21 protein-coding genes are annotated in these 23,419 nt (G+C 64.3%); 6 read left to right on the top strand and 15 right to left on the bottom strand.

What is annotated here, in order from left to right; translation table 11 throughout:
• Window positions 1–33: 33 nt before the first annotated feature.
• Window positions 34–1,716 carry an MFS transporter gene (locus O987_RS02765; protein WP_003059046.1) on the bottom strand — a complete coding sequence of 561 codons (1,683 nt, stop codon included), beginning with the start codon at window positions 1,714–1,716 and terminating at the stop codon, window positions 34–36.
• A 293-nt stretch (window positions 1,717–2,009) separates the two neighbouring features.
• Here O987_RS02765 and O987_RS02760 point away from each other — a divergent pair, with 293 nt between their 5' ends.
• On the top strand, window positions 2,010–2,318 hold the full coding sequence (locus O987_RS02760; RefSeq protein ID WP_003059047.1) for a DUF485 domain-containing protein: 309 nt from the start codon (window positions 2,010–2,012) through the stop codon (window positions 2,316–2,318).
• Entirely contained in the window at window positions 2,315–4,048 is a 1,734-nt protein-coding gene (locus O987_RS02755; protein ID WP_003059048.1) for a cation acetate symporter, read from the top strand. Before O987_RS02760 ends, O987_RS02755 begins: the two co-directional genes overlap by 4 nt.
• Window positions 4,049–4,140: 92 nt before the next feature.
• Here the strand turns inward: O987_RS02755 and O987_RS02750 are convergent, their stop codons facing one another.
• Entirely contained in the window at window positions 4,141–5,061 is a 921-nt protein-coding gene (locus O987_RS02750; RefSeq protein WP_043370748.1) for a LysR family transcriptional regulator, read from the bottom strand.
• 356 nt (window positions 5,062–5,417) lie between these two features.
• Between O987_RS02750 and O987_RS02745 the strand changes: the two genes are divergently transcribed.
• A complete protein-coding gene (locus O987_RS02745; RefSeq protein WP_043370746.1) occupies window positions 5,418–6,539 on the top strand; it encodes an NADH:flavin oxidoreductase/NADH oxidase in 1,122 nt (373 codons plus the stop codon).
• A 45-nt stretch (window positions 6,540–6,584) separates the two neighbouring features.
• On the opposite strand, the gene O987_RS02740 is transcribed toward O987_RS02745, so the two are convergent.
• The 11 genes from O987_RS02740 to O987_RS02690 all read right to left on the bottom strand — a co-directional run bounded on the left by O987_RS02740 (window position 6,585) and on the right by O987_RS02690 (window position 16,930).
• Window positions 6,585–7,220: a 2-hydroxychromene-2-carboxylate isomerase gene (locus O987_RS02740; RefSeq protein ID WP_003059051.1), complete on the bottom strand. Its 636-nt coding sequence runs from the start codon at window positions 7,218–7,220 to the stop codon at window positions 6,585–6,587.
• Between the two features lie 22 nt (window positions 7,221–7,242).
• Window positions 7,243–7,524, bottom strand: coding sequence for a DUF1289 domain-containing protein (locus tag O987_RS02735; RefSeq protein ID WP_003059052.1), 282 nt, complete (start codon window positions 7,522–7,524; stop codon window positions 7,243–7,245).
• Entirely contained in the window at window positions 7,521–8,018 is a 498-nt protein-coding gene (locus O987_RS02730; RefSeq protein WP_043370745.1) for a YbaK/EbsC family protein, read from the bottom strand. The genes O987_RS02735 and O987_RS02730 overlap by 4 nt, the downstream gene beginning before the upstream one ends.
• A 46-nt stretch (window positions 8,019–8,064) precedes the next feature.
• Complete coding sequence (locus O987_RS02725; RefSeq protein ID WP_235214238.1) at window positions 8,065–8,607, bottom strand: DUF2799 domain-containing protein; 543 nt, start codon at window positions 8,605–8,607, stop codon at window positions 8,065–8,067.
• A 47-nt stretch (window positions 8,608–8,654) separates the two neighbouring features.
• A complete protein-coding gene (locus tag O987_RS02720) occupies window positions 8,655–9,563 on the bottom strand; it encodes a hydroxymethylglutaryl-CoA lyase (protein ID WP_043370744.1) in 909 nt (302 codons plus the stop codon).
• A gap of 16 nt (window positions 9,564–9,579) precedes the next feature.
• A complete protein-coding gene (locus O987_RS02715) occupies window positions 9,580–10,503 on the bottom strand; it encodes a 2-hydroxyacid dehydrogenase (RefSeq protein ID WP_043370743.1) in 924 nt (307 codons plus the stop codon).
• A gap of 178 nt (window positions 10,504–10,681) precedes the next feature.
• A complete protein-coding gene (locus O987_RS02710) occupies window positions 10,682–12,718 on the bottom strand; it encodes an acetyl/propionyl/methylcrotonyl-CoA carboxylase subunit alpha (protein WP_043370742.1) in 2,037 nt (678 codons plus the stop codon).
• A gap of 58 nt (window positions 12,719–12,776) precedes the next feature.
• Entirely contained in the window at window positions 12,777–13,529 is a 753-nt protein-coding gene (locus O987_RS02705) for a DUF4126 domain-containing protein (RefSeq protein ID WP_003059061.1), read from the bottom strand.
• 60 nt (window positions 13,530–13,589) lie between these two features.
• Complete coding sequence (locus O987_RS02700) at window positions 13,590–14,372, bottom strand: enoyl-CoA hydratase/isomerase family protein (RefSeq protein WP_043370740.1); 783 nt, start codon at window positions 14,370–14,372, stop codon at window positions 13,590–13,592.
• Window positions 14,369–15,304 carry an alpha/beta hydrolase family protein gene (locus O987_RS02695; protein ID WP_043370738.1) on the bottom strand — a complete coding sequence of 312 codons (936 nt, stop codon included), beginning with the start codon at window positions 15,302–15,304 and terminating at the stop codon, window positions 14,369–14,371. The genes O987_RS02700 and O987_RS02695 overlap by 4 nt, the downstream gene beginning before the upstream one ends.
• An 18-nt stretch (window positions 15,305–15,322) precedes the next feature.
• A complete protein-coding gene (locus tag O987_RS02690; RefSeq protein WP_003059065.1) occupies window positions 15,323–16,930 on the bottom strand; it encodes a carboxyl transferase domain-containing protein in 1,608 nt (535 codons plus the stop codon).
• Window positions 16,931–17,154: 224 nt separating this feature from the next.
• Here O987_RS02690 and O987_RS02685 point away from each other — a divergent pair, with 224 nt between their 5' ends.
• The gene (locus tag O987_RS02685) at window positions 17,155–18,885 is read left to right on the top strand and encodes a Na+/H+ antiporter (protein ID WP_003059066.1); all 1,731 of its coding nucleotides are present in this window, start codon (window positions 17,155–17,157) and stop codon (window positions 18,883–18,885) included.
• Between the two features lie 104 nt (window positions 18,886–18,989).
• On the opposite strand, the gene O987_RS02680 is transcribed toward O987_RS02685, so the two are convergent.
• On the bottom strand, window positions 18,990–20,738 hold the full coding sequence (locus O987_RS02680; protein WP_043370736.1) for an AMP-binding protein: 1,749 nt from the start codon (window positions 20,736–20,738) through the stop codon (window positions 18,990–18,992).
• Window positions 20,739–20,873: 135 nt separating this feature from the next.
• On the opposite strand from O987_RS02680, the gene O987_RS02675 reads away from it, so the two are divergent.
• Window positions 20,874–21,950 carry an AraC family transcriptional regulator gene (locus tag O987_RS02675; protein ID WP_043370735.1) on the top strand — a complete coding sequence of 359 codons (1,077 nt, stop codon included), beginning with the start codon at window positions 20,874–20,876 and terminating at the stop codon, window positions 21,948–21,950.
• Window positions 21,951–21,966: 16 nt separating this feature from the next.
• Window positions 21,967–22,662 (top strand): DUF4336 domain-containing protein, encoded by a 696-nt coding sequence (locus O987_RS02670; RefSeq protein WP_043370733.1) that lies wholly within the window; start codon window positions 21,967–21,969, stop codon window positions 22,660–22,662.
• A gap of 7 nt (window positions 22,663–22,669) precedes the next feature.
• On the opposite strand, the gene O987_RS02665 is transcribed toward O987_RS02670, so the two are convergent.
• On the bottom strand, window positions 22,670–23,395 hold the full coding sequence (locus tag O987_RS02665; protein WP_003059073.1) for an HAD family hydrolase: 726 nt from the start codon (window positions 23,393–23,395) through the stop codon (window positions 22,670–22,672).
• Window positions 23,396–23,419: the final 24 nt, after the last annotated feature.

Raw genomic sequence — 23,419 nt, 5'->3', positions numbered from 1 at the left:
ATGCTGCATAAATTGCAGCACCGTCACTTCACATCAGTCTTCGGCGTAGATGTCGCGATCCTTGGTTTCGGGCACGAACAGCGTACCGATCACGGCCGTCACACCGGCGATGATGATGGGGTACCAGAGACCGTTGTACATATTGCCGGTCTGCGCCACTATGGCGAAGGACATGGTGGGCAGCAGACCACCGAACCAGCCGTTGCCGATGTGGTAGGGCAAGCTCATCGAGGTGTAGCGGATGCGGGTCGGGAACAGCTCCACCAGCATGGCCGCAATCGGGCCGTAGACCATGGTCACCAGCAGCACCAGATAGGTCAGGATCACGACCATCATGACCTTGTTCATCTTGGCAGGGTCGGCCTTGGTGGGATAGCCGTCCTTGGCCAGCTCTGCAGCCACGGTCTTCTTGAAGGCGCCGTCCTTGGCCTTGGCCTCGTCAGCGGGCAGGCCCTTGAGCGAGAACGAAGGGATCTCGGTCGAGCCGATACGGATCATGGCCTGCGTGCCGGCAGGTGCATCCTCTGTTTCATAGCTCACGGAACCGGCTGCCAGCACCTGCTTGGCCACGTCGCAGGAACTGGTGAACTTGGTGGTACCTGTGGGGTTGAACTGGAAGGAGCACTCCGCAGGATCGGCCACGATGACCACCTTGTTCTTGGCCTGTGCGGCGGCAAGATCGGGGTTGGCTGCTTCGGTCAGCGCCTTGAAAGCGGGGAAGTAGGTCAGCACCGCCAGAATGCAGCCCAGCATGATGATGGGCTTGCGTCCGATCTTGTCGGACAGCGTACCGAAGATCACAAAGAAAGGCGTGCCGATCAGCAGGGCAGCCGCAATCATCAGGTTGGCCGTGACGGCATCGACCTTGAGCTGCTGGGTCAGGAAGAACAGCGCGTAGAACTGGCCGGTGTACCACACCACGGCCTGGCCCGCAGTCAGGCCGACCAGCGCCAGGATCACGATCTTCAGGTTCTTCCACTGGCCGAAGGACTCCGTCAACGGTGCCTTGGAGACCTTGCCTTCGGCCTTCATCTTCTGGAAGGCGGGAGACTCGGACAGCGTCATGCGAATCCAGACCGAGATGGCCAGCAGCAGGATGGACACCAGGAAGGGAATGCGCCAGCCCCAGTCGGCAAACGCTTCTTCGCCCAGCATGGTGCGCACGCCCAGGATCACCAGCAGCGACAGGAACAGGCCCAGCGTTGCCGTGGTCTGGATCCACGAGGTGTAGGCACCGCGCCTGCCCTGCGGCGCATGCTCGGCCACATAGGTGGCAGCGCCGCCGTACTCGCCGCCCAGGGCCAGGCCTTGCAGCATGCGCAGCGCGATCAGGATGACGGGAGCGGCCACGCCGATGCTGGCGTAGTTGGGCAAGATCCCCACGATGAAGGTGGACAGGCCCATGATCAGGATCGTCACCAGGAAGGTGTACTTGCGCCCGATCATGTCGCCCAGACGGCCGAACACCAGCGCGCCGAAGGGGCGCACGATGAAGCCTGCCGCAAAGGCCAGCAAGGCGAAGATGAAGGCCGACCCCGCATCCAGACCGCTGAAGAACTGCTTGGCGATGATGGCTGCCAGAGATCCGTATAGATAGAAGTCGTACCACTCGAAAACGGTTCCGAGTGAAGACGCAAAGATGACTTTGCGCTCTTCCGGGCTCATCGGCCGTGGGGCCGATTTACCTCCCATGTTTGCTGTCGCATTGATGGCCATGTTTGTCTCCTAGGTTTTTGGAATGTCAGGCGCTGCCAACTCACCTGTTTGCCCAATATCAAAGCGACAACTGACCGCTAACTTACAAAAAATCGCTTCTCCAAAATTCAAGACTGGGCATTACCCGACCCTCTCCGCACTTACCCGGACCCGTTTTTTTTCGATGTGAAAAACCGGGGGCAAACACCGATATCGTAAGTAAGGGGGCGGTCAGACGGGCTTCTCAGAATGCATTGCAAGCAAGCCACCGCGTAGCTGATGGCAGGCTGGAAAACTTCAAAGGAGACAACGCTGTGCGAGACCCGGTGATAGAGACCATCCAAAGCAACCCCGCCTACCAGCAACTGCGCCGCAAGCGCAATCGACTGGGCCTGGCACTGACCGTTCTGATGCTGATCGTGTACTACGGCTATGTCGCGCTGATCGCGTTCGACAAGGAGTTCCTGGCGCAGCCCATCGGCGCGGGAGTGACCACGCTGGGCATTCCCATCGGCATGGGCGTCATCATTTTTTCCGTGATCATTACCGGCCTCTATGTGCGCCGCGCCAACAACGAGTTTGATCAGCTCACCCGCGACATTCTCAAAGGCATCAAGCAATGAAGCAGCGCATCTCTTCCCAATGGCTGGCGGGCGCTGCGGCGCTGGCCGCAACGGCGCCCGTGCTGGCCGCCGGCGGTGACGTCGGCAACGCCGCCAAGCAGGCCACCAACTGGACGGCCATCATCATGTTCACCGCCTTTGTGGTGGCAACCCTGTGGATCACCAAATGGGCTGCGGGCCGCACCAAGTCGGCCTCCGACTTCTATACCGCAGGCGGCGGCATCACCGGCTTTCAGAACGGTCTGGCGATTGCGGGCGACTATATGTCCGCCGCCTCCTTCCTCGGCATCTCGGCCTCCGTCATGGCCAGCGGCTATGACGGCCTGATCTACTCCATCGGCTTTCTGGTGGGCTGGCCGATTCTGACTTTTCTGCTGGCGGAACGCCTGCGCAATCTGGGCCGCTTCACTTTTGCCGACGTCGCCGGCTACCGTTTCGAGCAAAAGCCCTTCCGGATTTTTGCCTCCTGCGGCACGCTGGTGGTGGTGGCCTTCTACCTGATTGCCCAGATGGTCGGCGCAGGCCAGCTCATCAAGCTGCTGTTTGGCCTGGACTACTGGATTGCCGTGGTGCTGGTCGGCGGTCTGATGATGATCTATGTGCTGTTTGGCGGCATGACGGCCACTACCTGGGTGCAGATCATCAAGGCCTGCCTGCTGCTGGCCGGCGTCACCTTCATGGGCTTCATGGTGTTGTCCAAATACGGCTTCAGCCCCGAAGCATTGTTTGCCGAAGGCGTGAAGGTACGCACCCAGATCGCCGCCAATGGCGGTGCCGAGCCATCCGTCGCAGAGAAACTGGGCCTGGCCATCATGGGCCCGGGCGGCTTCATCAAGGACCCGATCTCCGCCATCAGCTTCGGCATGGCGCTGATGTTCGGCACGCTGGGCCTGCCCCACATCCTGATGCGTTTCTTCACCGTGCCTGACGCCAAGGAAGCGCGCAAGAGCGTGTTCTGGGCCACGACCTGGATCGGCTACTTCTATGTGTTGATCTTCATCATCGGCTTCGGCGCCATCACCCTGGTGCTCACCAACCCCGAAATGGCAGACACGGCCAAGGGCGTGATCCACGGCGGCGCAGGCACGGCCAATATGGCGGCCGTGCTGGTGGCCAAGAGCGTGGGCGGCGATGTGTTCTACGGCTTTATCTCGGCTGTGGCCTTTGCCACCATTCTGGCTGTGGTCGCTGGCCTGACCCTGTCTGGCGCCTCGGCTGTCTCGCACGACCTCTACGCCACCGTGATCAAGAAGGGCAAGGCCGACAGCGCCTCCGAACTGCGGGTTTCGCGCATCACCACGCTGTGCCTGGGCTTTGTCGCCGTGCTGCTGGGCATTGTGTTCGAGAAGCAGAACATTGCCTTCATGGTCTCGCTGGCCTTTGCCGTGGCGGCTTCGGCCAACTTCCCGCCCCTGCTGCTGTCCGTGCTGTGGAAAGACTGCACCACCAAGGGCGCCGTGATCGGCGGCTTCCTGGGTCTGGTCTCCTCCGTGGGCCTGACCATTGTCTCGCCCTCGGTATGGGAAGGCACCTTGGGCAACCCGGCCGGCTCGGCATGGTTCCCATACGCCTCGCCTGCACTGTTCTCCATGGCGATCGGCTTCTTTGGCGTGTGGCTGTTCTCCGTGCTCGACAAGAGCGCTCAGGCAGCCAAGGAGCGCGCCGTGTTCCCTGCGCAGCAAGTGCGTTCGGAAACCGGTCTGGGTGCCGCAGGCGCATCCGGCCACTGATGAGGTGAAGGGCCTGGCACCATGCCGGGCCCCGGCAGGAATCTGCCCTCACCTCGGCCCGCAGAGACCGCCACGGTTTCTGCGGGCCGCGCTCATTCCACGTCCATCCCGTCGGCCTGCGCCAGCTCGAACAGCAGCTCCCGTGCCCACTGGTGCCCTGGAGAGCGATGGGTGCGCGCATGCCAGGCAGCCGTCTTGGTGAAACCCGGAATCTCCAGCGGCGGCTCCAGCACCACCAGCCCCGAGTCGGGCTTGACCAGACGCCGCGGCACGACGGCAATCAGATCGCTGCTGCGCAGGATTTCGGGCAGCACCAGAAAGCTGGTCACAGAAAGCGCCACACGCCGCCGCAGTCCCAGGCGCTCCAGCGCCTCGTCCGTCACACCATGAAAACTGCCTCCGTCATAGGACACCAGCGCATGATCCAGAGCGCAGAAGCGCTGCAGTGACAGGCCGCGCCGGCGCGCATCGGGATGGCCCTGGCGCATCACGCAGACATAGCGTTCGTCGAACAGCCGGCGTGCATGCAGATCGGGGGCCGTGCGCTCCGGCGTAACCAGCGCCAGATCGATATCGCCGCGCTCCAGCCGCTCGTGCAGCGGCAGATGCTGGGCCGGCACCACGGCCACACACAGACCAGGCGCGCGCTGACGCAACACAGCCAGAAACGGCAGCACCACCGCCTGCAGCGCGTAATCCGTGGCGGCAATGCGCAGCGTCATATGTGCCGTAGCCGGATCAAAGGCCTGGGGACGCAGCAGCGCCTCGGCATTGCACAGCAATTCCTTGAGCGGCCCAGCCAGTGCCAGCGCGCGCAGCGTGGGGGCGATGCCGCGCTGCGTGCGCACGAACAAGGGATCGTCGAAGCTCTCGCGCAGTCGCGTCAGCATGCCGCTGACCGCCGGCTGGGTCAGCGCCAGACGCTCGGCAGCGCGCGTCACGCTGCGCTCGTCCAGCAGCGCATCCAGGGCCTTGAGCAGATTCAGGTCCAGACTCTTGATATCAGTCGGCATGATTTCACAAATCAGTAATATCGATTGGATTTATTTCACCACAGACCCCATCATTTCCCCAATCCTCTTCGACAGAAGCCCTGCATGCACCGCATTCACTGGCCCGCCAACCTCATGCCGGGCAACACCGAAAACTTCGTCTCCAGGCAGATCATTGCCCGGGGCCGGTCTCCGCAGTTTTCCGAATCTCGCTGTCCTTGATTTTTTGATAGCTTCCAGCACCTTCATTCATTGATTTTCAGATGTCTTTAATTCTGAAAACCAGCCATGAAGCGCGTAGGTCGCTATCAAACTTTTGGCATCCTGCTCTGCTGCAGGACTGCCGGCTCATTCCATTCGCACCACCGATACTCCGCATGTCTGCACTCTTTACCCCTTTCACTCTCAAAAGCCTGACCCTGCGCAACCGCATCGCCATTCCGCCGATGTGCCAGTACAGCGCGGTGGACGGTCTCACCAATGACTGGCACCAGGTCCACTACGCCTCCATGGCGCGCGGCGGCGCGGGGCTGGTGATTGTCGAAGCCACGGGCGTGTCGCCCGAAGGCCGCATCTCGCCCGACTGCACCGGCCTGTGGAACGACGCCCAGATCGAAGGCATGTCGCGCATTGCCGCCGGCATCAAGGCCGCAGGCGCCGTGCCCGGCATCCAGATCGCCCATGCCGGACGCAAGGCCAGCGCCAACAATCCCTGGGAAGGCGACGACCATATTGCCGAAGGCGATGCCCGCGGCTGGCAGCCGATCGCACCATCGGCCATCGCCTTTGGCGGCGGTCTGCCGCGCGTCCCCCGCGCCATGACGCTGGAGGACATCGCCCGCGTGCAGGCCGACTTTGTCGCGGCAGCCCGCCGCGCGCTTGCGGCTGGCTTCGAATGGCTGGAGCTGCACTTTGCCCACGGCTATCTGGCACAGAGCTTTTTCTCGCCCCACAGCAACCAGCGCGACGATGCCTATGGCGGCAGCTTCAGCAACCGCGCCCGCTTTCTGCTGGAGACCGTGGCCAGGGTGCGCGAGGTCTGGCCCGAGCATCTGCCACTGACGGCGCGCTTCGGCGTCATCGAGTACGACGGCCGCGATGAAGAAACCCTGGAGGAATCCATCGCCGTCACGCGCCAGATGCGCGAGCGCGGCCTGGACCTGCTCAATGTCAGCGTCAACTTCGTGATTCCCGATGTGAAGATCCCCTGGGGCACGCCCGCCTTCCTGGCGCCGATTGCCCAGCGCGTGAGCCGCAGTGCCGGCCTGCCCGTGGCTTCGGGCTGGGGCATGGATGATCCGCAGATTGCCGAGCGCATCGTGGCCGAGCACCAGGTCGATCTGGTCATGATCGGCCGCGCCCATCTGGCCAACCCGCATTACACCTATCAGCTGGCGCAAAGCCTGGGCGTGGCCCGCCCCGACTGGACCCTGCCCGCGCCCTATGCCCACTGGCTGGAGCGCTATCGCGGCGCTGCCAAGCAGGCCACAGCGCAGTAAGAGAGTGAACGACAGGCCTGCAGCTCTACAGGCCTGAATCAGGCTTCAGCCCAGGCCTGACTCCACCTGGGCCGACGCCTGCCACTGCGCATCGAACCAGGCATTGCCCTCCAGATAGCTGCGCAGCATGGGCAAGGCATCGAGTCCCCAGAAGACATGGCCGTCCACCACCCAGGCCGGCACGCCGAACACGCCGGCCTGCTGCGCCTGTTCGGTATTGCCGCGCAGCCATTGCTTGACCTCGGCACTGTCCTCTTCCTGACGCAACTGCTCCTTCAGCTGCGCGCGCAGCTCCTGCAGGCGCTGCGCATCATTGGCCTCATGGCCGCCCTGCCAGACATGCTGCATCACGGCCTGCGCCACAAAGCGGTTGATGCTGCCGTCACGCCCATGGGCCAGCGCCAGCCGCAGCAGCGGCAGCGGCTTGAATGGATGCTGTGCCGGCATCTGCAACTCCACGCCCAGCGCCTGACCCAGCCAAGTCACATGCCTGTAAGTCCACAGTCTCTTGGCCGGAATGCCGGCCGGGCCGGGGTTGGCATTGCCTTGCAGCAAGGCCCCCAGCAATACCGGGCGATAGTCCACGTGATAGCTGAGCCCTTGCAGCGCCTTGGGCATCTGCTCCAGCGCCAGCCACGCATAAGGCGACACAAAGTCCAGGTAACAGGTGATGTGCTTCATGTCGACTCTCCTCTAAGGGTGATCAGATCTCGGCCTGGCGCGGGTCCTCGAGGCCGGCGCGCTGCAGCAGCCGGCCCCAGATCTCCAGGCGCAGCTCGGCATCGCCCTTGGACCAGGCGCGAATCTCGTCAATGGTTCTGAAGCAGCCCTGGCAATGGCTGCGGTCCTGCGTCATGCGGCAGACGTTGATGCAGGGCGAAGCCACGGGCTGGTCGGCCTCGGCCCAGACCAGGGCCACCTCGGCCTTGGCGGCCAGTTGCGCCAGCTGCTGAGCCTGCTGCTCCTGAAGAAGTTCCGTACTCATGCCTGCTCCACCACGTCCGACCAGGGGGCTGCGGTCAGCGACTGCAGCTGCGCGGGCGATGCAGGAAACACGCCGTGCGGATGGCCTGCTGCGGCCCACACCGTCTCGAAGCGCTGCAGCTCGGCATCGATCAAGGTCACCACCTTGGTTGCATGGGCCACGGGGCTGACGCCGCCAATCGAGAAGCCGGTGCTGGCCTTGACGAAGTCCGCGTCGGCGCGGCCGACCTTGCCCACCAGCTGCGTCACTTTCTTTTCATCGACACGCCTGTCGCCCGAAGTCACGACCAGCACGGCCGCGCTATCGCTCCCGCGCTTGAAGATGATGCTCTTGGCCACCTGCCCGACCAGAATGCTGAGCTGGTCTGCCGCCTCCTGTGCGGTACGCGCCGCGCCGTCCAGCATTTGCGGCGCATGCGGATGACCGGCATCCTGCAAAAAGCGGCTGACGCGCTGCACGCCTTCCGGCAGCGCATGAAGTTCTGACCCACACATGATGTTTTCCTGAAAATCGCGCCGCCATCCGGCAGCGTCACGGCCCCTACTGTGCCAGCTTGAGCCTGAGCTGCACCAGCTCCAGCTGCAAATCACGCAGGTCTTTCTGGACATAGGCGATATGTCCGGCACTGTTCTTGGCGTCACGCGCCTCGCGCAGCTCTTTTCTCTTGGCCTCGATGCGACGCTCCAGCTCAAGCACCGACTGCCTGTCCTGATAGCGGTCGCGCGCCGGCGCATAGCCTTGCAGAAACGCCGCCTCCAGCGGCGCCGGGCAATAGCCCGGCTGGAACTTTCTGCCGGCTTCCGCATAGCTCTTGCCGCTTTCGGGAGTGCAGAAATCCTGCAGGCCGCGCAGCCAGCCCTGCTGATAGGCCCGTGCATCCATCTGCACGCCCTGGTCCTTGCAGGCCTTGAAATGCCGTCTGGCACGGGTGGACAGGTCCAGCCTGCCATCCATGGCATCGAGCTGACCCAGATAGGCCCAGTCCGTGTCCCTGCACTCCTGGGCATCCATGCCGGCGCAGCCTCCCAGCAGGGTAGCTGACGCCAGACACAGGGCCCACGAAAAACTTGTTCTTGTTTGCATGGCGGCGATGGTAACAATGCCCATGCCTGCCCGGGCTGCGCTTGGCCTCAGCCCGCGCGCCTGGTCAGCAAGGCCTTGGCCACGCGCGACTGCGTGGGGCGACCCAGATGCTCGCTGATGAACTGGCCCGCATCGATCAGCTTGTCGAGGTCGATGCCGGTCTCTATGCCCATGCCCTGCAGCAGATAGACCACGTCTTCGGTGGCCACATTGCCCGTGGCGCCCTTGGCATAGGGACAGCCGCCCAGTCCGGCGACCGATGACTGGAAGTTCCAGACCCCCAGATCCAGCGCCGCCAGCGTGTTGCTCAGGGCCTGGCCGTAGGTATCGTGGAAATGGCCGGACACCTGGTCGATATCGAAGTGCGCCAGCGTGGCCTCCAGCGCCTTCTGCACCTTGACGGGCGTGCCCACGCCGATGGTGTCGGCCACATCCACGCGCTGCACGCCGATGCTCTTCATCAGCCCGGCCAGATAGCCCACCTTCTCGGGCGCGATCTCGCCTTCGTAGGGGCAGCCCACGGTGCAGCTCATGGCGCCGCGCACGGCAATGCCTGCCTCCAGGGCCGCCTGCACCACGGGCGCAAAGCGCTCGATACTCTCGGCAATCGAGCAGTTGATGTTGCGCTGGCTGAAGGCCTCGCTGGCCGCGCCGAACACCACGATCTCGTCGGGCTTGCTGGCCAGCGCGGCTTCGAAGCCCTTGAGATTCGGCGTGAGCACCGAATACAGCACCCCGGCTCTGCGCACCATGCCAGCCATGACTTCGGCGTTGTCCGCCATCTGCGGCACCCATTTGGGCGACACATAGCTGGTGACCTCGATCTCCTTGAGGCCTGCGTCCTGCAGGCGCTGCACCAGCTCGATCTTGACGGCGGCAGGCACAGGCTGCTTTTCGTTCTGCAGGCCGTCGCGCGGGCCCACATCGATGATCTTGACGCGTGCGGGGTACTTCATTCTTGTCTCCTTGCTATCAATAGCCCTTGCTCAGGTCGACTCGACCTGTGACGGGCTCACCCCGGCTCATGGCGGCTACCTTGCCCACGATCTGGGCAATGCTGTCCGCTGCCAGCGTGCGGGCCGAGGTATGGGGGGTGAGGATGATCCCGGACTGCTTCCAGAACGGGTGATTCTCGGGCAGCGGCTCCTCGCGGAACACGTCCAGCATGGCGCCGCTGACATGGCCGGACTCGATCTGCGCAATCAGGTCGGCATCGACCACATGGCCGCCGCGCCCCACGTTGATCACATAGGCGCCGGGCTGCAGCAGCGCCAGCGTGCGGGCGTTGATGATGTCGCGGGTCTCGTCGTGCAGGGGCAGCAGGTTGACCAGAATGCGCGTCTCGGACAGAAAGCGGTCCAGGCCGTCCATGCCGCTGAAGCATTCGACGCCCTGCAGCTCGCGCGGCGAGCGGCTCCAGCCATTGACCTTGAAATCGAACACCGTCAACGCCCTGGCCACGCGCTCGCCCATCTTGCCCAGGCCCATCACGCCCACGGGATAGTCCACCCGCCTGGGGTTGCGCTGGTGCTGCCACAGGCCCTGCGCCATGTCGGACTCGTACCGATCGAGGCCACGGAAGAAGCGGATCACTGCCTGGGCCACATACTCGGCCATCTGCACGGCCATGCCCGCATCCTCGAGACGGTAGACGGGCAGCGCGGCGGGAATACGCAGCGGCAGCAAGGCATCCACGCCCGCGCCGATGTTGAACATGGCCTTCAGGCCGGCCGCCTGCTCGTCAAGGAACTGCTGGGGCGGTGCCCAGACCAGTGCGTAGTCGGCCTGGGCTGCGCCCGGCTCCCAGATGGCAACCTCCGCACCCGGCAGCGCGTCATGCAAACCTTTGAGCCAGGGTTCCGGCCGCGTATCGTCACAGCAAAATAAGACTTTCATGGATGCCAAGCCTAACGCTTTGCCATGCCCGCTGCAGACGCAGGTGGCCAATGGACCGCTATCAAAAAAGAAGCTCCTTGCGCTTTACATGTCTTGATTTCACCATTGAAAGTGACTGAATTCATGGATAGTCCAGCGCAAGCCGCTCTTTTTGTTAAACAGTTCAACCCTGGGCGGATCAGGCGGACACCTCGATGCGCAGCAGCTCCGCGCCTTCGCTGACCTGGTCGCCGGGCACATACAGCAGCTCCAGCACCACGCCATCGCCGGGGGCGGCAATCGTGTGCTCCATCTTCATGGCCTCCATCACAGCCAGCGGCTGGCCCTTGCTGACCTTGTCGCCGGCCTTGACCGTGAAAGACACCACCTTGCCGGGCATGGGCGCCGTCAGGCGGCCGCCTTCATGGCCGGTATCGCCAGCATGGGCCAGCTGGTCGACCACGGTAATCTGGGTGCTGCCCGCTTCGGTGAAGATGGACAGCTGGTCGCCCTGGGCATGGACCACGACCACCGTGCGCTTGCCGTCCAGGCCCAGCTCCAGCCGCCCGTCGGCCAGTGCGCGCCACTGCAGCGCGGCATCGCTGCGGCCTTCGCCCTCGCCAATGCCGAGCTGATAGGTCTGCGCCGCCTGCGCGCCGCGACCGTAGGCCAGCCCGGCCGTGAAGTCCTCGCCGCGGTAGGCAAAGCCGAACGCACGCACATAGCGGCCCGACATGCGCCAGCCGTCGCGGCGGCTGAAGGGGTCTGCGCCTTGCGCGGCCTGCTCGCCCTGCAGCTGCCAGGCCATGGCAGCGGCGACGGCCAGGTCGCGGCCCACGAAATCCTTGCCGAACAAGGCCTCGCGCTCGCGCTCGATCAGCGCGGTATCGAGCAAGGCATTGGAGAAAGCCTGGCTCTTCACCACCTGGCGCAGAAACTGCACATTGGTCGTCAGGCCCACGATATGGGTCTGAGCCAGCGCCGCGTCCAGACGCGCCAGCGCCTGGGCACGGTCCTCGCCATGGACGATGAGCTTGGCGATCATGGAGTCGTAGAAGGGGCTGATCGCATCGCCCTCGCGTACGCCGTCGTCCACGCGCACATCGCTGATCTCGAAGCTGCTGCATTCGGGCTTGCGATAGACGGCCAGATGACCGGTGGCGGGCAGGAAGTTGTTCTCGGGGTTCTCGGCGCAGATGCGTGCCTCGATGGCATGGCCCTGGATACGGAGTTCCGACTGTGCCTTGGGCAAAGGCTGTCCCGAAGCCACCAGCAGCTGCCAGCGCACCAGATCCTCGCCCGTGATGGCTTCGGTCACGGGGTGCTCCACCTGCAGCCGGGTGTTCATTTCCATGAAGTAGAACTTCATGGCTTCGGGCTGGTCGTAGCCGCCGGGCTGCTCGACGATGAACTCCACCGTGCCCGCGCCCACATAGTTCACGGCCTTGGCGGCGGCCACTGCGGCCTCGCCCATCTTCTGGCGCAGCGCGGCAGTCATGCCCGGCGCCGGTGCTTCCTCCAGTACCTTCTGGTGGCGGCGCTGCACCGAGCAGTCGCGTTCGAACAGATAGACGCAGTTGCCCTGCGTGTCGCCAAACACCTGAATCTCGATATGGCGCGGGCGCAGCACGTACTTCTCGATCAGCACGGCATCGTTGCCGAAGCTGTTGATGGCCTCGCGCTTGCAGGACTCCAGCGAGGCCGAAAAGTCCTCGCTCTTTTCCACCAGACGCATGCCCTTGCCGCCGCCGCCCGCGCTGGCCTTGATGAGCACGGGATAGCCGATGCGATCGGCCTCCCGGTGCAGCAGCTCGGGGTTCTGGTCGTGTCCGTGATAGCCGGGCACCAGCGGCACGCCGGCCTTTTCCATCAGTTGCTTGGACTCGGCCTTGAGACCCATGGCGCGGATCGCGCTGGCGGGCGGGCCGATGAAGACCAGGCCGGCCGCTGCGCAGGCATTGGCAAAGTCCTCGTTCTCGGAGAGGAAGCCATAGCCGGGGTGGATGGCTTCGGCACCCGTGGCCTTGGCAGCCTCCAGAATGCGCTCCCAGCGCAGATAGCTGTCCTTGGGCGCGCTGCCGCCGATGTGCACGGCCTCGTCGCAGGCCGCCACATGCTTGGCCTGGGCATCGGCATCCGAGTACACGGCCACGGTCTTCACACCCATGCGGCGGGCGGTCGCGGCCACACGGCAGGCGATCTCACCACGATTGGCAATCAGAATTTTCTTGAACATATCGTCTCCGTTTATCGGTCAATTCACCGCTAAGCGCATATCCATCGAACGCAAGCAGCTATGTTTTTTGCAATGGATCCTGCGCCTCACCACTGCCGCGCAGGCGTCGAAAAATCGCCTTGAGAAAGCGCCAAAGCGCCCAGATCACCAGCCACATCGCAATCACCACGACCAGCAGCACGACGGCAAACACCAGCGGATTGGTCAGCGCCAGCCAGATGGCGCCCAGCGACACCGTGTCTTCCGCCAGACTGGCTCCCACGTTGGAGAACGGTTCGGGCGAGGTATTGATGAGGGCACGCGTGGTGGTCTTGGCGGCCTGGCTGGTCGCGGCCAGCGTGCCGCCCATCAGCGCGGCGGCCATGGCCATGGTGGTGTTGTCGGCGCCGAAGACCGAGGCTGCCAGCGCCGCACCGGCCGGAATGCGCAACACGCTCTGGAACAGGTCCCAGACCGAATCCACCACGGGAATCTTGTCGGCAAAGAACTCCACGAACAGCAGGCCGCCGCTGATGAGCAGAACCATCGGGTGCTGCAGCACATGCAGACCACCAGGCAGCGGCATCAGACCGCTGGCACCCAGCAGGCCCACGGCGAACACCACGGCATAGAGGCGAAAACCGCTGGCCCAGCCCAGAGCCGCCGCCAGCGCCAGCATGGACGCCATGTCCATCTGTCCCACGGCCTGCCCGGCCCTGGCGGCCACATCGCCCACCTGGCTCGCGGCATCGCCCACGGCCCTGGCCGTATCGGGATCGATGTGCAGGCCGGTGCGGTGCAGCCAGTCGATGATGGTTTGCCAGATATCCATGGTGTTCATTTCCTATGCGAGCCCGCAGGCTGAAGCGCCCCGGCCGCCAGGTCTGTCATCTCATCCGGGCAGCCAGTTGGGTTTGCGCTTGTTGAGAAAGGCCTGCACGCCTTCCTTGCCTTCGCTGCTGGCGCGGATGGTGGCAATCGACTCCACGGTCGCCGCAATCAGCTGCTCGCTGATCTCGCGCTCGGCCATGTCCAGCACCAGGCGCTTGCAGGCCCGCACCGCTGCGGGGCCGGCACTCAGCAAATGCTTGAGCCAGCCGTCGACCACGGCATCCAGCCCGTCGGCATCGACCACCTCGTGCACATAGCCGATGCGATGCGCCTCCTGCGCCGAAAAGCGCTCGCCCGTGAGAAAGTAGCGGTGCGCGGCCCTGGCACCCATGGCACGGATCACATAGGGGCTGATGGTGGCGGGAATCAGGCCGATCTTGACCTCGCTGAGGCAGAAACCTGCCGTGTCGGCCGCCACCGCCATATCGCAGCAGGCCACCAGGCCCATGCCGCCCGCAAAGACATCGCCCTGCACACGCGCAATCGTGGGCTTGGGGCATTCGTAGATGACGCGCAGCATCTCGGCCAGCAGACCCGCATCGACGCGGTTTTCGTCGCGCGAGTAATCGGCCATGCGGCGCATCCAGTTCAGGTCCGCGCCCGCGCAGAATGCGGGTCCTTCGGCGGCCAGCACCACGGCGCGCACATCGGCACGCTCGCCGACCTGAAGGAATGCGGCGGTGATCTCGGCAATCGCCGCATCGCTGAAGGCATTGCGGATGGCGGGCTGAGCCAGCGTAACGCGGGCGATGCCGCCGTCCACGGTCAAAGTCAAAGCGGTCATGGCTTGTCTCCCAGTGAGTTATGGCTTTGCAGTTGCGCAGCCGCCGTACCCGGCAGCTGCTGCATCAGGAATTCACGGACCTGCGGCAGCCATTGCCCGATATTGGCGGCCCGGTCAAAAAACTGGTGTCCTTCCGCGCCGCTTGGCGGCACGAACACCAGGGTCAGCTTCCGGCCTGCCGCCAGATAGCTTTGCGCCATCTGGCGCACCAGCGGCGGCCGAAAGTAGCTATCGTTCTCGGCATAGATCCACAGCTGGGGCACCTGGCTGGTGGCGGCAAAGCCGGCCACGGTCTTGAGCAGTTGCGCCTCGCCGCAGACCGATGTCTTCTCACGCATCTGCTGCTGCGAACCGCGGCCACCGGCAAAATTGATGACGCCGCGCAGACCTGCGGGTTGCTGGGCCGCCAGCGCCAGCGAGGCAAAGCCGCCGGCCGACTTGCCCAGCAGCACCACATGCGTGCTGTCGACATAGGGCAGCTTCTGCCCGTAAGCCATGATGGCCGCCACATCGCGCGCAGCCTCCTGGGCCGCATGGGCGTAGTCGGGGGCATCGCAGCTGCCGTAGCGGTCGGCCAGAGGACCGTCCGATGCGCCATAGCCGCGGCGCAAACCCGTCACCACCACATAGCCCAGTTCGGCCAGAGCGCGCGCCTGCGGGCCGTAGCGATCGGTCATGGCTTCGCGCGCCTCTTTGCCGCTGGGCGTGCCGTGGCTGAGCACGATCAGCCCCCAGGGTCCGAGACCCAGGGGACGATAGACATGGCCTGCGAGCTCGGCAGTGCGCGCGGGCGTGCTGCCGGCCTCCGGCACCCAGACCGGAATGCGCGCATCGAACTGCTGCACCTCGGCCCGGGCCTGCGCCGCCACGGACAGTGCCAGCGCTGCAGACAGCAGCGCTTGCATCAGGGCGGCGACGGTGCAGCGCATCATGTTCGGACCTCCGTGTGCTTACATGCGGAAGACACCAAAGCGGGTGTCCTCAATCGGCGCATTGCGTGCCGCAGCCAGACCCAGCGCCAGCACGCGGCGCGTGTCGGCGGGATCGATGACGCCGTCGTCCCAGAGGCGTGCCGTCGCGTAGAAGGGATGACCCTGGTCTTCGTACTGCTGGCGGATGGGCGCCTTGAAGCGTTCCTCCTCTTCCGCACTCCAGCTAGCTCCCTTGGCTTCGATACCGTCGCGCTTGACGGTGGCCAGCACGCTGGCCGCCTGCTCGCCGCCCATGACGCTGATGCGCGCGTTGGGCCACATCCAGAGGAAGCGGGGCGAATAGGCGCGGCCGCACATGCCGTAGTTGCCCGCGCCAAAGCTGCCGCCGATGATGATGGTGAACTTGGGCACCGCTGCCGTGGCCACGGCCGTGACCAGCTTGGCGCCGTGACGGGCAATGCCTTCGTTTTCGTATTTGCGGCCCACCATAAAGCCCGTGATGTTCTGCAGGAACACCAACGGAGTCTTGCGCTGGCAGCACAGCTCGATGAAGTGTGCTCCCTTGACGGCCGACTCGGAAAACAGGATGCCGTTGTTGGCGATGATGCCGACCTGCATGCCCTCGATGCGCGCAAAGCCGCAGACCAGGGTGTTGCCGAAGCGGGCCTTGAACTCGTCGAACTGGCTGCCATCCACGATGCGGGCAATGATCTCGCGCACATCGAAGGGCTTGCGCGTATCGACGGGAATCACGCCATACAGCTCTTCGCTCTCGAAGAGGGGCGCGGCAGGTGCATGATCGGCCTGGGAAATGGGCTTGTCCTTGTTCAGGTTTGCCACCGCCTGGCGAGCCAGCGCCAGTGCATGCAGATCGTTCTCGGCCAGATGGTCGGCCACGCCCGACAGACGCGTGTGCACATCGCCGCCGCCCAGGTCCTCGGCACTGACCACCTCGCCGGTGGCGGCCTTGACCAGGGGAGGGCCGCCCAGGAAGATGGTGCCCTGGTTCTTGACGATGATGGACTCGTCGCTCATGGCCGGCACATAGGCGCCGCCTGCCGTGCACGAACCCATGACCACGGCGATCTGGGCGATGCCCTGGGCGCTCATATTGGCCTGGTTGTAGAAGATGCGGCCGAAATGCTCGCGATCGGGGAAGACCTCATCCTGATTGGGCAGGTTGGCACCGCCCGAGTCGACCAGATAGATGCAGGGCAGACGGTTCTGTGCCGCCACTTCCTGTGCGCGCAGATGCTTTTTCACCGTCATCGGGTAGTAGGTTCCGCCCTTCACGGTGGCGTCGTTGCAGACGATCATGCAGTCCACGCCGCTGACCCGGCCCACGCCGACAATCACGCCCGCGCCCGGTGCATCGTTGTTGTACATATTGAGCGCGGCCAGCGGCGACAGCTCCAGGAATGGCGTGCCGGGGTCCAGCAGCCGCTGCACGCGCTCGCGCGGCAGGAGCTTGCCGCGCGCCACATGCTTGGCGCGCGCGGCCTCGTTGCCGCCCAGCGCGTTCTGATCGCAGCGTGCATGCAGCTCATTGACCAGCGCCTGCATGGCTGCGGCGTTGGCCAGGAAATCTGCCGAACGCGGATTCAGTTGTGTGCCCAGAATGCTCATCGCTTGCCTCTTAAAAAATGATTGCCCCCTGAGCGGCTGCGCCGCTTCCCCCTTAGGGGGACGACGGCCTCGCTGCGGAGCGGTCCTTGCTGGCCGTCCCGTGCTTGGCACACGCCTGTTTCAGGAGTTACGGCTCGTACTTTGCCGCTTGATAACTGATGTGAGAACTTGGTTTTTTTCTTGCTCAGACACGGCGCTGCCACGGCAGTTGAAGAAAATGCCTCATGCACGCTGTTGAAACTGTTCTGCTTGTCTTGCTGCTGGGAGCGCTGACAGGCATTGTGGCCCGCTATGTCCGGGCCATTCCCCTGCCTCTGATTCAGATCGCGCTGGGTGCGCTGATTGCCTGGCCGCAAGCCGGCCTGCACATCGCGTTCGACCCCGAGCTGTTCCTGTTGCTCTTCATTCCGCCGCTGCTGTTCGCCGACGGCTGGCGCATTCCCAAGCGTGAATTCTTTGCACTGGCCAAGCCGATCTTGCTGCTGGCCCTGGGCCTGGTGCTGTTCACCGTGCTGGGCCTGGGCTATCTCGTCCATTGGATGATTCCCGAAATTCCGCTGACCGTGGCCTTCGCCCTGGCCGCCGTGATCTCGCCCACCGATGCCGTGGCCGTTTCGGCCATCACGCGCAATCTGGGCATGCCCGAGAAGACGATGCATGTGCTGGAAGGCGAGTCGCTGCTCAACGACGCATCGGGCCTGGTGGCGCTGAAATTTGCGATTGCCGCCACGCTGACCGGCATGTTCTCCTGGGGCGAAGTGGCCAAGGAGTTCACCTGGATGGCCGTCGGCGGCCTGGGTGTGGGTGCGCTGATAGGCTGGGGCTTCAGCCATGCGCGCGGCACCATCACGCGCCGTCTGGGCGATGTCGCAGCCACGCAGATGGTGTTGCTGCTGGTGCTGCTGCCTTTTGCCGCCTATATCGTGGGCGAGAAGATCGGTGTCTCCGGCATTCTGGCTGCCGTGGCCGCCGGCATCGCCACCAATTTCGCCGATCTGGAGCGCAGCAGCTACATCAGCGAACGCCTGCAGACCGAAGGCACCTGGAGCATGGTGGAAGCCGCCTTCAACGGCGCCATCTTCCTGCTGCTGGGCCTGCAGCTGCCATCCATCATCGGCGTGCCGCTGCATCAGGCAGGCCATGACTGGTGGATTCTGGTCGGCTATGTGGCTGCCATTTCGTTTGCGCTGCTGCTGATGCGCTGGATCTGGCTGGTCCTGGGTGTGCATGGCTCGCTGCTGCGCGCCCACCGGCAGGGCAAGATGTCCGAGCGTCCCTCGCCACTGCTGAATCTGGCCACCACGCTGGCCGGCATTCGCGGTGCGGTCACACTGGCCGGTGCGCTGTCCGTGCCCATGCTGCTGAACAACGGCCAGCCCTTTCCGGGCCGCGACATGCTGGTCTTTCTCGCCACGGGCACGATTTTGTTCACGCTGGTGATCGGTGCCGTGGGCCTGCCCATCGTGCTGCGCCATCTGCCCCCGCACGAAGAGTCGCCCACCGTGCGCGAGGAGCGCCTGGCCCGCGAACAGGCCTGCATGGCGGCCATGGCCAAGCTGACGCTGAGCGAGGAAGAAATGCAGCGCCGCGACCCCGAGTGGGTGGCGATGCGCCAGGAGGTCAACGGTCACCTGACCCAGGAGTACCGCAACCGCATCCAGTTGCTCGACGACGGCAGCGGCGCCGCGCAGAGCATAGAGCTGCTGCGCGAGGCCCCCGAAGTCGTGCGCCAGCGCAAGCTGCGCTATGTGATGGAGATCGAGACCCGCATCGAGTGCATTCATGCCGAACGGGACTTTTACTACGCCGAAAGACAGGCCCACCGCATCAACGACGAGTCGCTGCGCAGCCTGGTCAGCGAGCTGGACATGCAGGAAATCGCCATGCGCAAGCGCCTCGTGGTCGCCCGCCGCGCTGCCGGTCTGCCCATGACCAGCACGCACGCCAACCACTAAGTCACAGACGCCCTGCAAGAGCCGCCTCGCAGCAAGGGCGTCGTCCCCCTTGGGGGGCACCCGGCGCAGGGAAGTCGCGAAGCGGCACAGGGGGTAGTCCATTTTCAGGCGGTCTTGATCAGGCGCAGATCCAGCAACTCGATCATCTCGTCGCGAATCCTGAACTTCTGTATCTTGCCCGTCACCGTCATCGGGAAGGCCTGGACAAAGCGGATATAGCGCGGCACCTTGTAGTGCGCGATCTGTCCCTTGCAGAAGTCGCGCACCTCGTCTTCGCCAAGTTCCTGGCCGGGCTTGACGATGACCCAGGCACACAGTTCCTCGCCATAGCGCACATCGGGCACGCCCACCACCTGCACGTCCTGCACCTTGGGGTGGCGATAGAGGAATTCCTCGATCTCACGCGGGTAGATGTTCTCGCCGCCACGGATCACCATGTCCTTGATGCGGCCCACGATATTCACATAGCCTTCGGCGTCCATGGTCGCCAGATCGCCGGTGTGCATCCACTGCTCGGCATCGATGGCCTCGCGGGTTCTGGCCTCGTCGTCCCAGTAGCCGTGCATGACGGAATAGCCGCGCGTGCACAGCTCTCCCGACTGGCCGGGCGCCATGATCTCGCCCGTGGACGGGTCCACGATCTTCACCTCCAGATGCGGCTGCACCTTGCCCACGGTGGCCACGCGCTTTTCCAGCGGCGTATCGGCATCGCTCTGGCAGCTCACGGGACTGGTTTCCGTCATGCCGTAGGCGATGGTGATCTCGCTCAGATGCATGTCGCGCACCACGCGCTTCATCACCTCGATGGGACAGGGCGAGCCGGCCATGATGCCGGTGCGCAACGTGGAGAGATCGAACTCGGCAAAGCGCGGGTGGTCGAGCTCGGCAATGAACATGGTGGGCACGCCATGCAGGCCCGTGCATTTCTCGGCCTGCACCGCCTCCAGCACGGTGATGGGATCGAAGCCGTCATTCGGATAGACGATGGTCGAGCCATGGGTGAAGCAGGCCAGATTGCCCAGCACCATGCCGAAGCAGTGATACAGGGGCACGGGAATGCAAAGCCGGTCCTCGGGTGTGAGGCGCATGCATTCGCCAATGAAAAAGCCGTTATTGAGAATGTTGCGGTGCGTCAGCGTCGCGCCCTTGGGAAAGCCCGTGGTGCCACTGGTGAACTGGATGTTGATGGGATCGTGATTGCTGAGCGTGGCCGCAATGGCATCAATGCGCTCATCCGCACTGGTGCCCTGCGCCATCAGCTGCGAAAAACGCAGCATGCCGGGCTGTTCGACGTCCAGATCCGCTGCACCTGGGCCGGCCGCACCTGGGCCGGCCGCATCAATCCACACCACCGTGCGCAAGGCAGGCAGGCGTCTGGATTGCAGCTGGCCTGGTGCGCAGCTCGCCAGCTCGGGCGCCAGCTCGCGCAGCATGCCCAGATAGTCGCTGGTCTTGAAGCGCGGCATGGATACCAGCGCCTTGCAGCCCACCTTGTTGAGCGCGTATTCGACTTCAGAGGTGCGATAGGCCGGGTTGATATTGACCAGCACCAGTCCCACCTGAGCCGTAGCCAGCTGCATCAGCACCCACTCGGCATTGTTATGGCTCCAGATACCTACCCGGTCCCCCTTGACCAGCCCTCGAGACAGCAACGCGCTGGCCAGCTGGCGCGCGGCCTGATGCAGTTGGGCATAGCTGTAGCGCAGACCCTGATGACGGCTGACCAGCGCGTCACGCGCGCCCTGGCGCCCTGCCATTGCGGCAAAAAAATCGCCTATCGTCTGCTCGATCAGCGGCACATCCGTGCGCCCCTTGGCATAGCTGACGGTCAGCGGGTTCACTTGCGATGGCATGGTCTTGTGTCTCCTTGCGTGCCGGCAGCCAACCGCAAACTGGCTGCACAGCGTCCATTCAGCACCGTTTTCTGCATCTCAGAATAAGGGCAAGCCCTGTTCAGAAGAGGTCAGCAAGGTTGCAATAATTGCCAAATGCTCACCCCTTCCCTGGTCAAGACTCCACTGCCACACCATGCCAGCTCTGTGCTCAAATCGCACCCGGCAATTACCCCCATGGCGTTTGTCCAAGCGATTGTCCGTGCTTATGAAGCAAGGCAGATGTCAGCGCTTGGCGCGCTGGAAAAGGCACAAATCCCGCCAGAGCTGATCAATGATGCCGAAGAGCGCATCACGGCCTTGCAGATGGAGGCGCTTTCCGACGCGGCCATGCGCGAACTCGACGACGAGGCCCTGGGTTGGTTCGAGCGCCGTCTGCCCTGGGGCAGCTACGGCATGCTGGCCCGTGCCAGCATCAGCGCCCCCCATCTGGGCCTGGCGCTGGCGCGCTGGTGCCGCCATCACGGCCTGATTGCGCAGGACCTGCAACTGCAGCTCGGCGAGCAGGCCGGCATTGCCACGCTCACCTTGCATGAAGGCCGCCCGCTGGGAAGCATGCGCGAGTTCTGCATGGTATCGGTGCTGCGCAATATCCACGGCTTTGCCAGCTGGCTGATCAACGAACCGATCAGCCTGCTGCATGCCAGCTTCCCGTTTGCCGAGCCCGCGCATGCCGATGTCTACAAGGTGCTGTTCGCGCCGGGCAGCATTGCCTTTGGGGCGCCAGTTGCCAGCCTGCAGTTCGAAGCGCGCTGGCTGCAGGCACCGCTGGCGCGCGATGAGGCAGCCCTCAACCGCATGCTGCAGCGCGCCCTGCCGATCCAGGTGCGTCCCTATCAGCGCGAGAAGACGCTGGTACAGCGCGTGCGCCATCTGCTGGCCGCCAGCGGGGAGGAGCAGCAGACGGCCGAGACCCTGTCGCGCCAGCTGCATCTGTCGCAGCGCAGCCTGCACCGCCAGCTCAAGGAAGAAGGTGTTTCGCTGCAGGCGCTCAAGGACGATATCCGGCGCGAGCGCGCGATTGCGCTGCTGCTGCGCACCAGCCGCCCCATCAAGCGTGTGGCCCAGGCCTGCGGCTTTCTCAACGACAAGAGCTTTATCCGCGCCTTTCGCCTCTGGACAGGGCTGTCCCCTTCGGAGTTTCGCAAGACCGCCGGCCAGCGTGCCGTCTGACGCAAAGGAGTTCGCCGTGCACAAATCCACAGAAACCTGGCGGGCAATCGCTGACGGAGTCTGGGCTCTCAGCTATCACTTCAGCAATGCAGGAATGAAGGTCAGCACCCGCATGACCGTGATCCGGCTGGCCGACGGCAGCTTGTTCTCGCACTCTGCCGTACCGTTGACGGACGGGCAGAAAGCGGCGCTCGATGCCCTGGGGCCGCTGCAAGCCATTGTGGCCCCCAGCGCCATGCACCATCTGTTCGTGGGCAAGCTGGCCAGGCTTTATCCCCAGGCCCGGATCTATGGCACCCAGGGCGTGCTGCGCAAGCGCCCCGATCTGCCGCTGCTGGAGCCCTTGCCGCCAGACTCCGAGGCGCCCTGGGCGGGCCAGCTGCAATGCCTGCGGCTGGACGGCCTTCCCATGCTCGACGAGACGCTGTGGTTCCACCCGGCCAGCGGCAGCCTCATAGCCACCGACGTGCTGCAATGCTGGCAGGGACCGCTAAGCCTGCCGGTACGCATGTATCTGGGCCTGACGGGCGGGCATGAGCGCCTGACCGTGCCGCGCACCGTGCGCCTGCTGGTCAGGGACAGGGCCGCCGTGCGCAGCTGGGTGAAGCAGGTCGAAAGCTGGCCCGTGCAGCGCGTGATACTGCTGCACAACAGCGTGATCGACGATCAGCCCATGAAGCAGCTGCGCGAGGCGCTGTCGATCTGGGACTGAGAGTGCTTCAGCGCAGGTCGTGCTCGTCGACATCGCCGGCCAAGGCGCTGGCGGCACTCCTGCGCACGGCGTCGAACATGGCGGGCAGATCGCCCATGTCGCCGAACACGCACGCGGCGCCAGCCTCGAGCAGTTGCTCTGCCGTGGCATGGCCCTGGTCGGCCGGGAAATAGCCCCAGACGGTGGCACCTGCTGCCACGCCGGCCTGAACCCCGGTCATGGTGTCCTCGATCACCAGGCACCTGGCAGGATCGGCCTTCAGCGCCTCGGCCGCAGCCAGATACACATCGGGGAAGGGCTTGCTGCGCGGCATTTCATGACCGCTGTAGACATGGCCTTCGAAATAAGGCGCCATGCCCGCCTTGGTGAGCTGCATCTCCACCTTGGCACGGTCCGCACCGGAGGCGCAGGCAATGCGTCCATCGCACAGTGCATGAATCTGCCTGACCGCTTCCAGTGCGCCGTCGATGGCTACCAGCTCGGCACTCAGCGCGGCATTGCGGCGCTCGTAGAACTCTGCCATCCAGGCATCGGTCAGCGGCTTGCCGGTATGGGCCTCGATCACGGTCGCCTGGCTGCGTACCGTTTTGCCGATGAAGTCACGCGTGCACTGTTCCTGGCTGATCGCCCAGCCGGATTCGTTGAGCATGGTGCACAGCACGCGATTGGTGATGGATTCGCTGTCCACCAGCACACCGTCACAGTCGAAAAGCACAGCGTCAAAAGCAGTCATGGGAACATTACCAGCGCATCGGAA

Source organism: Comamonas testosteroni TK102, from assembly GCF_000739375.1.
Lineage (GTDB): Bacteria > Pseudomonadota > Gammaproteobacteria > Burkholderiales > Burkholderiaceae_C > Comamonas > Comamonas brasiliensis.
The sequence above is the reverse complement of the archived record's forward strand: the minus strand, read 5'-3'. Positions and strand labels throughout refer to the sequence as shown.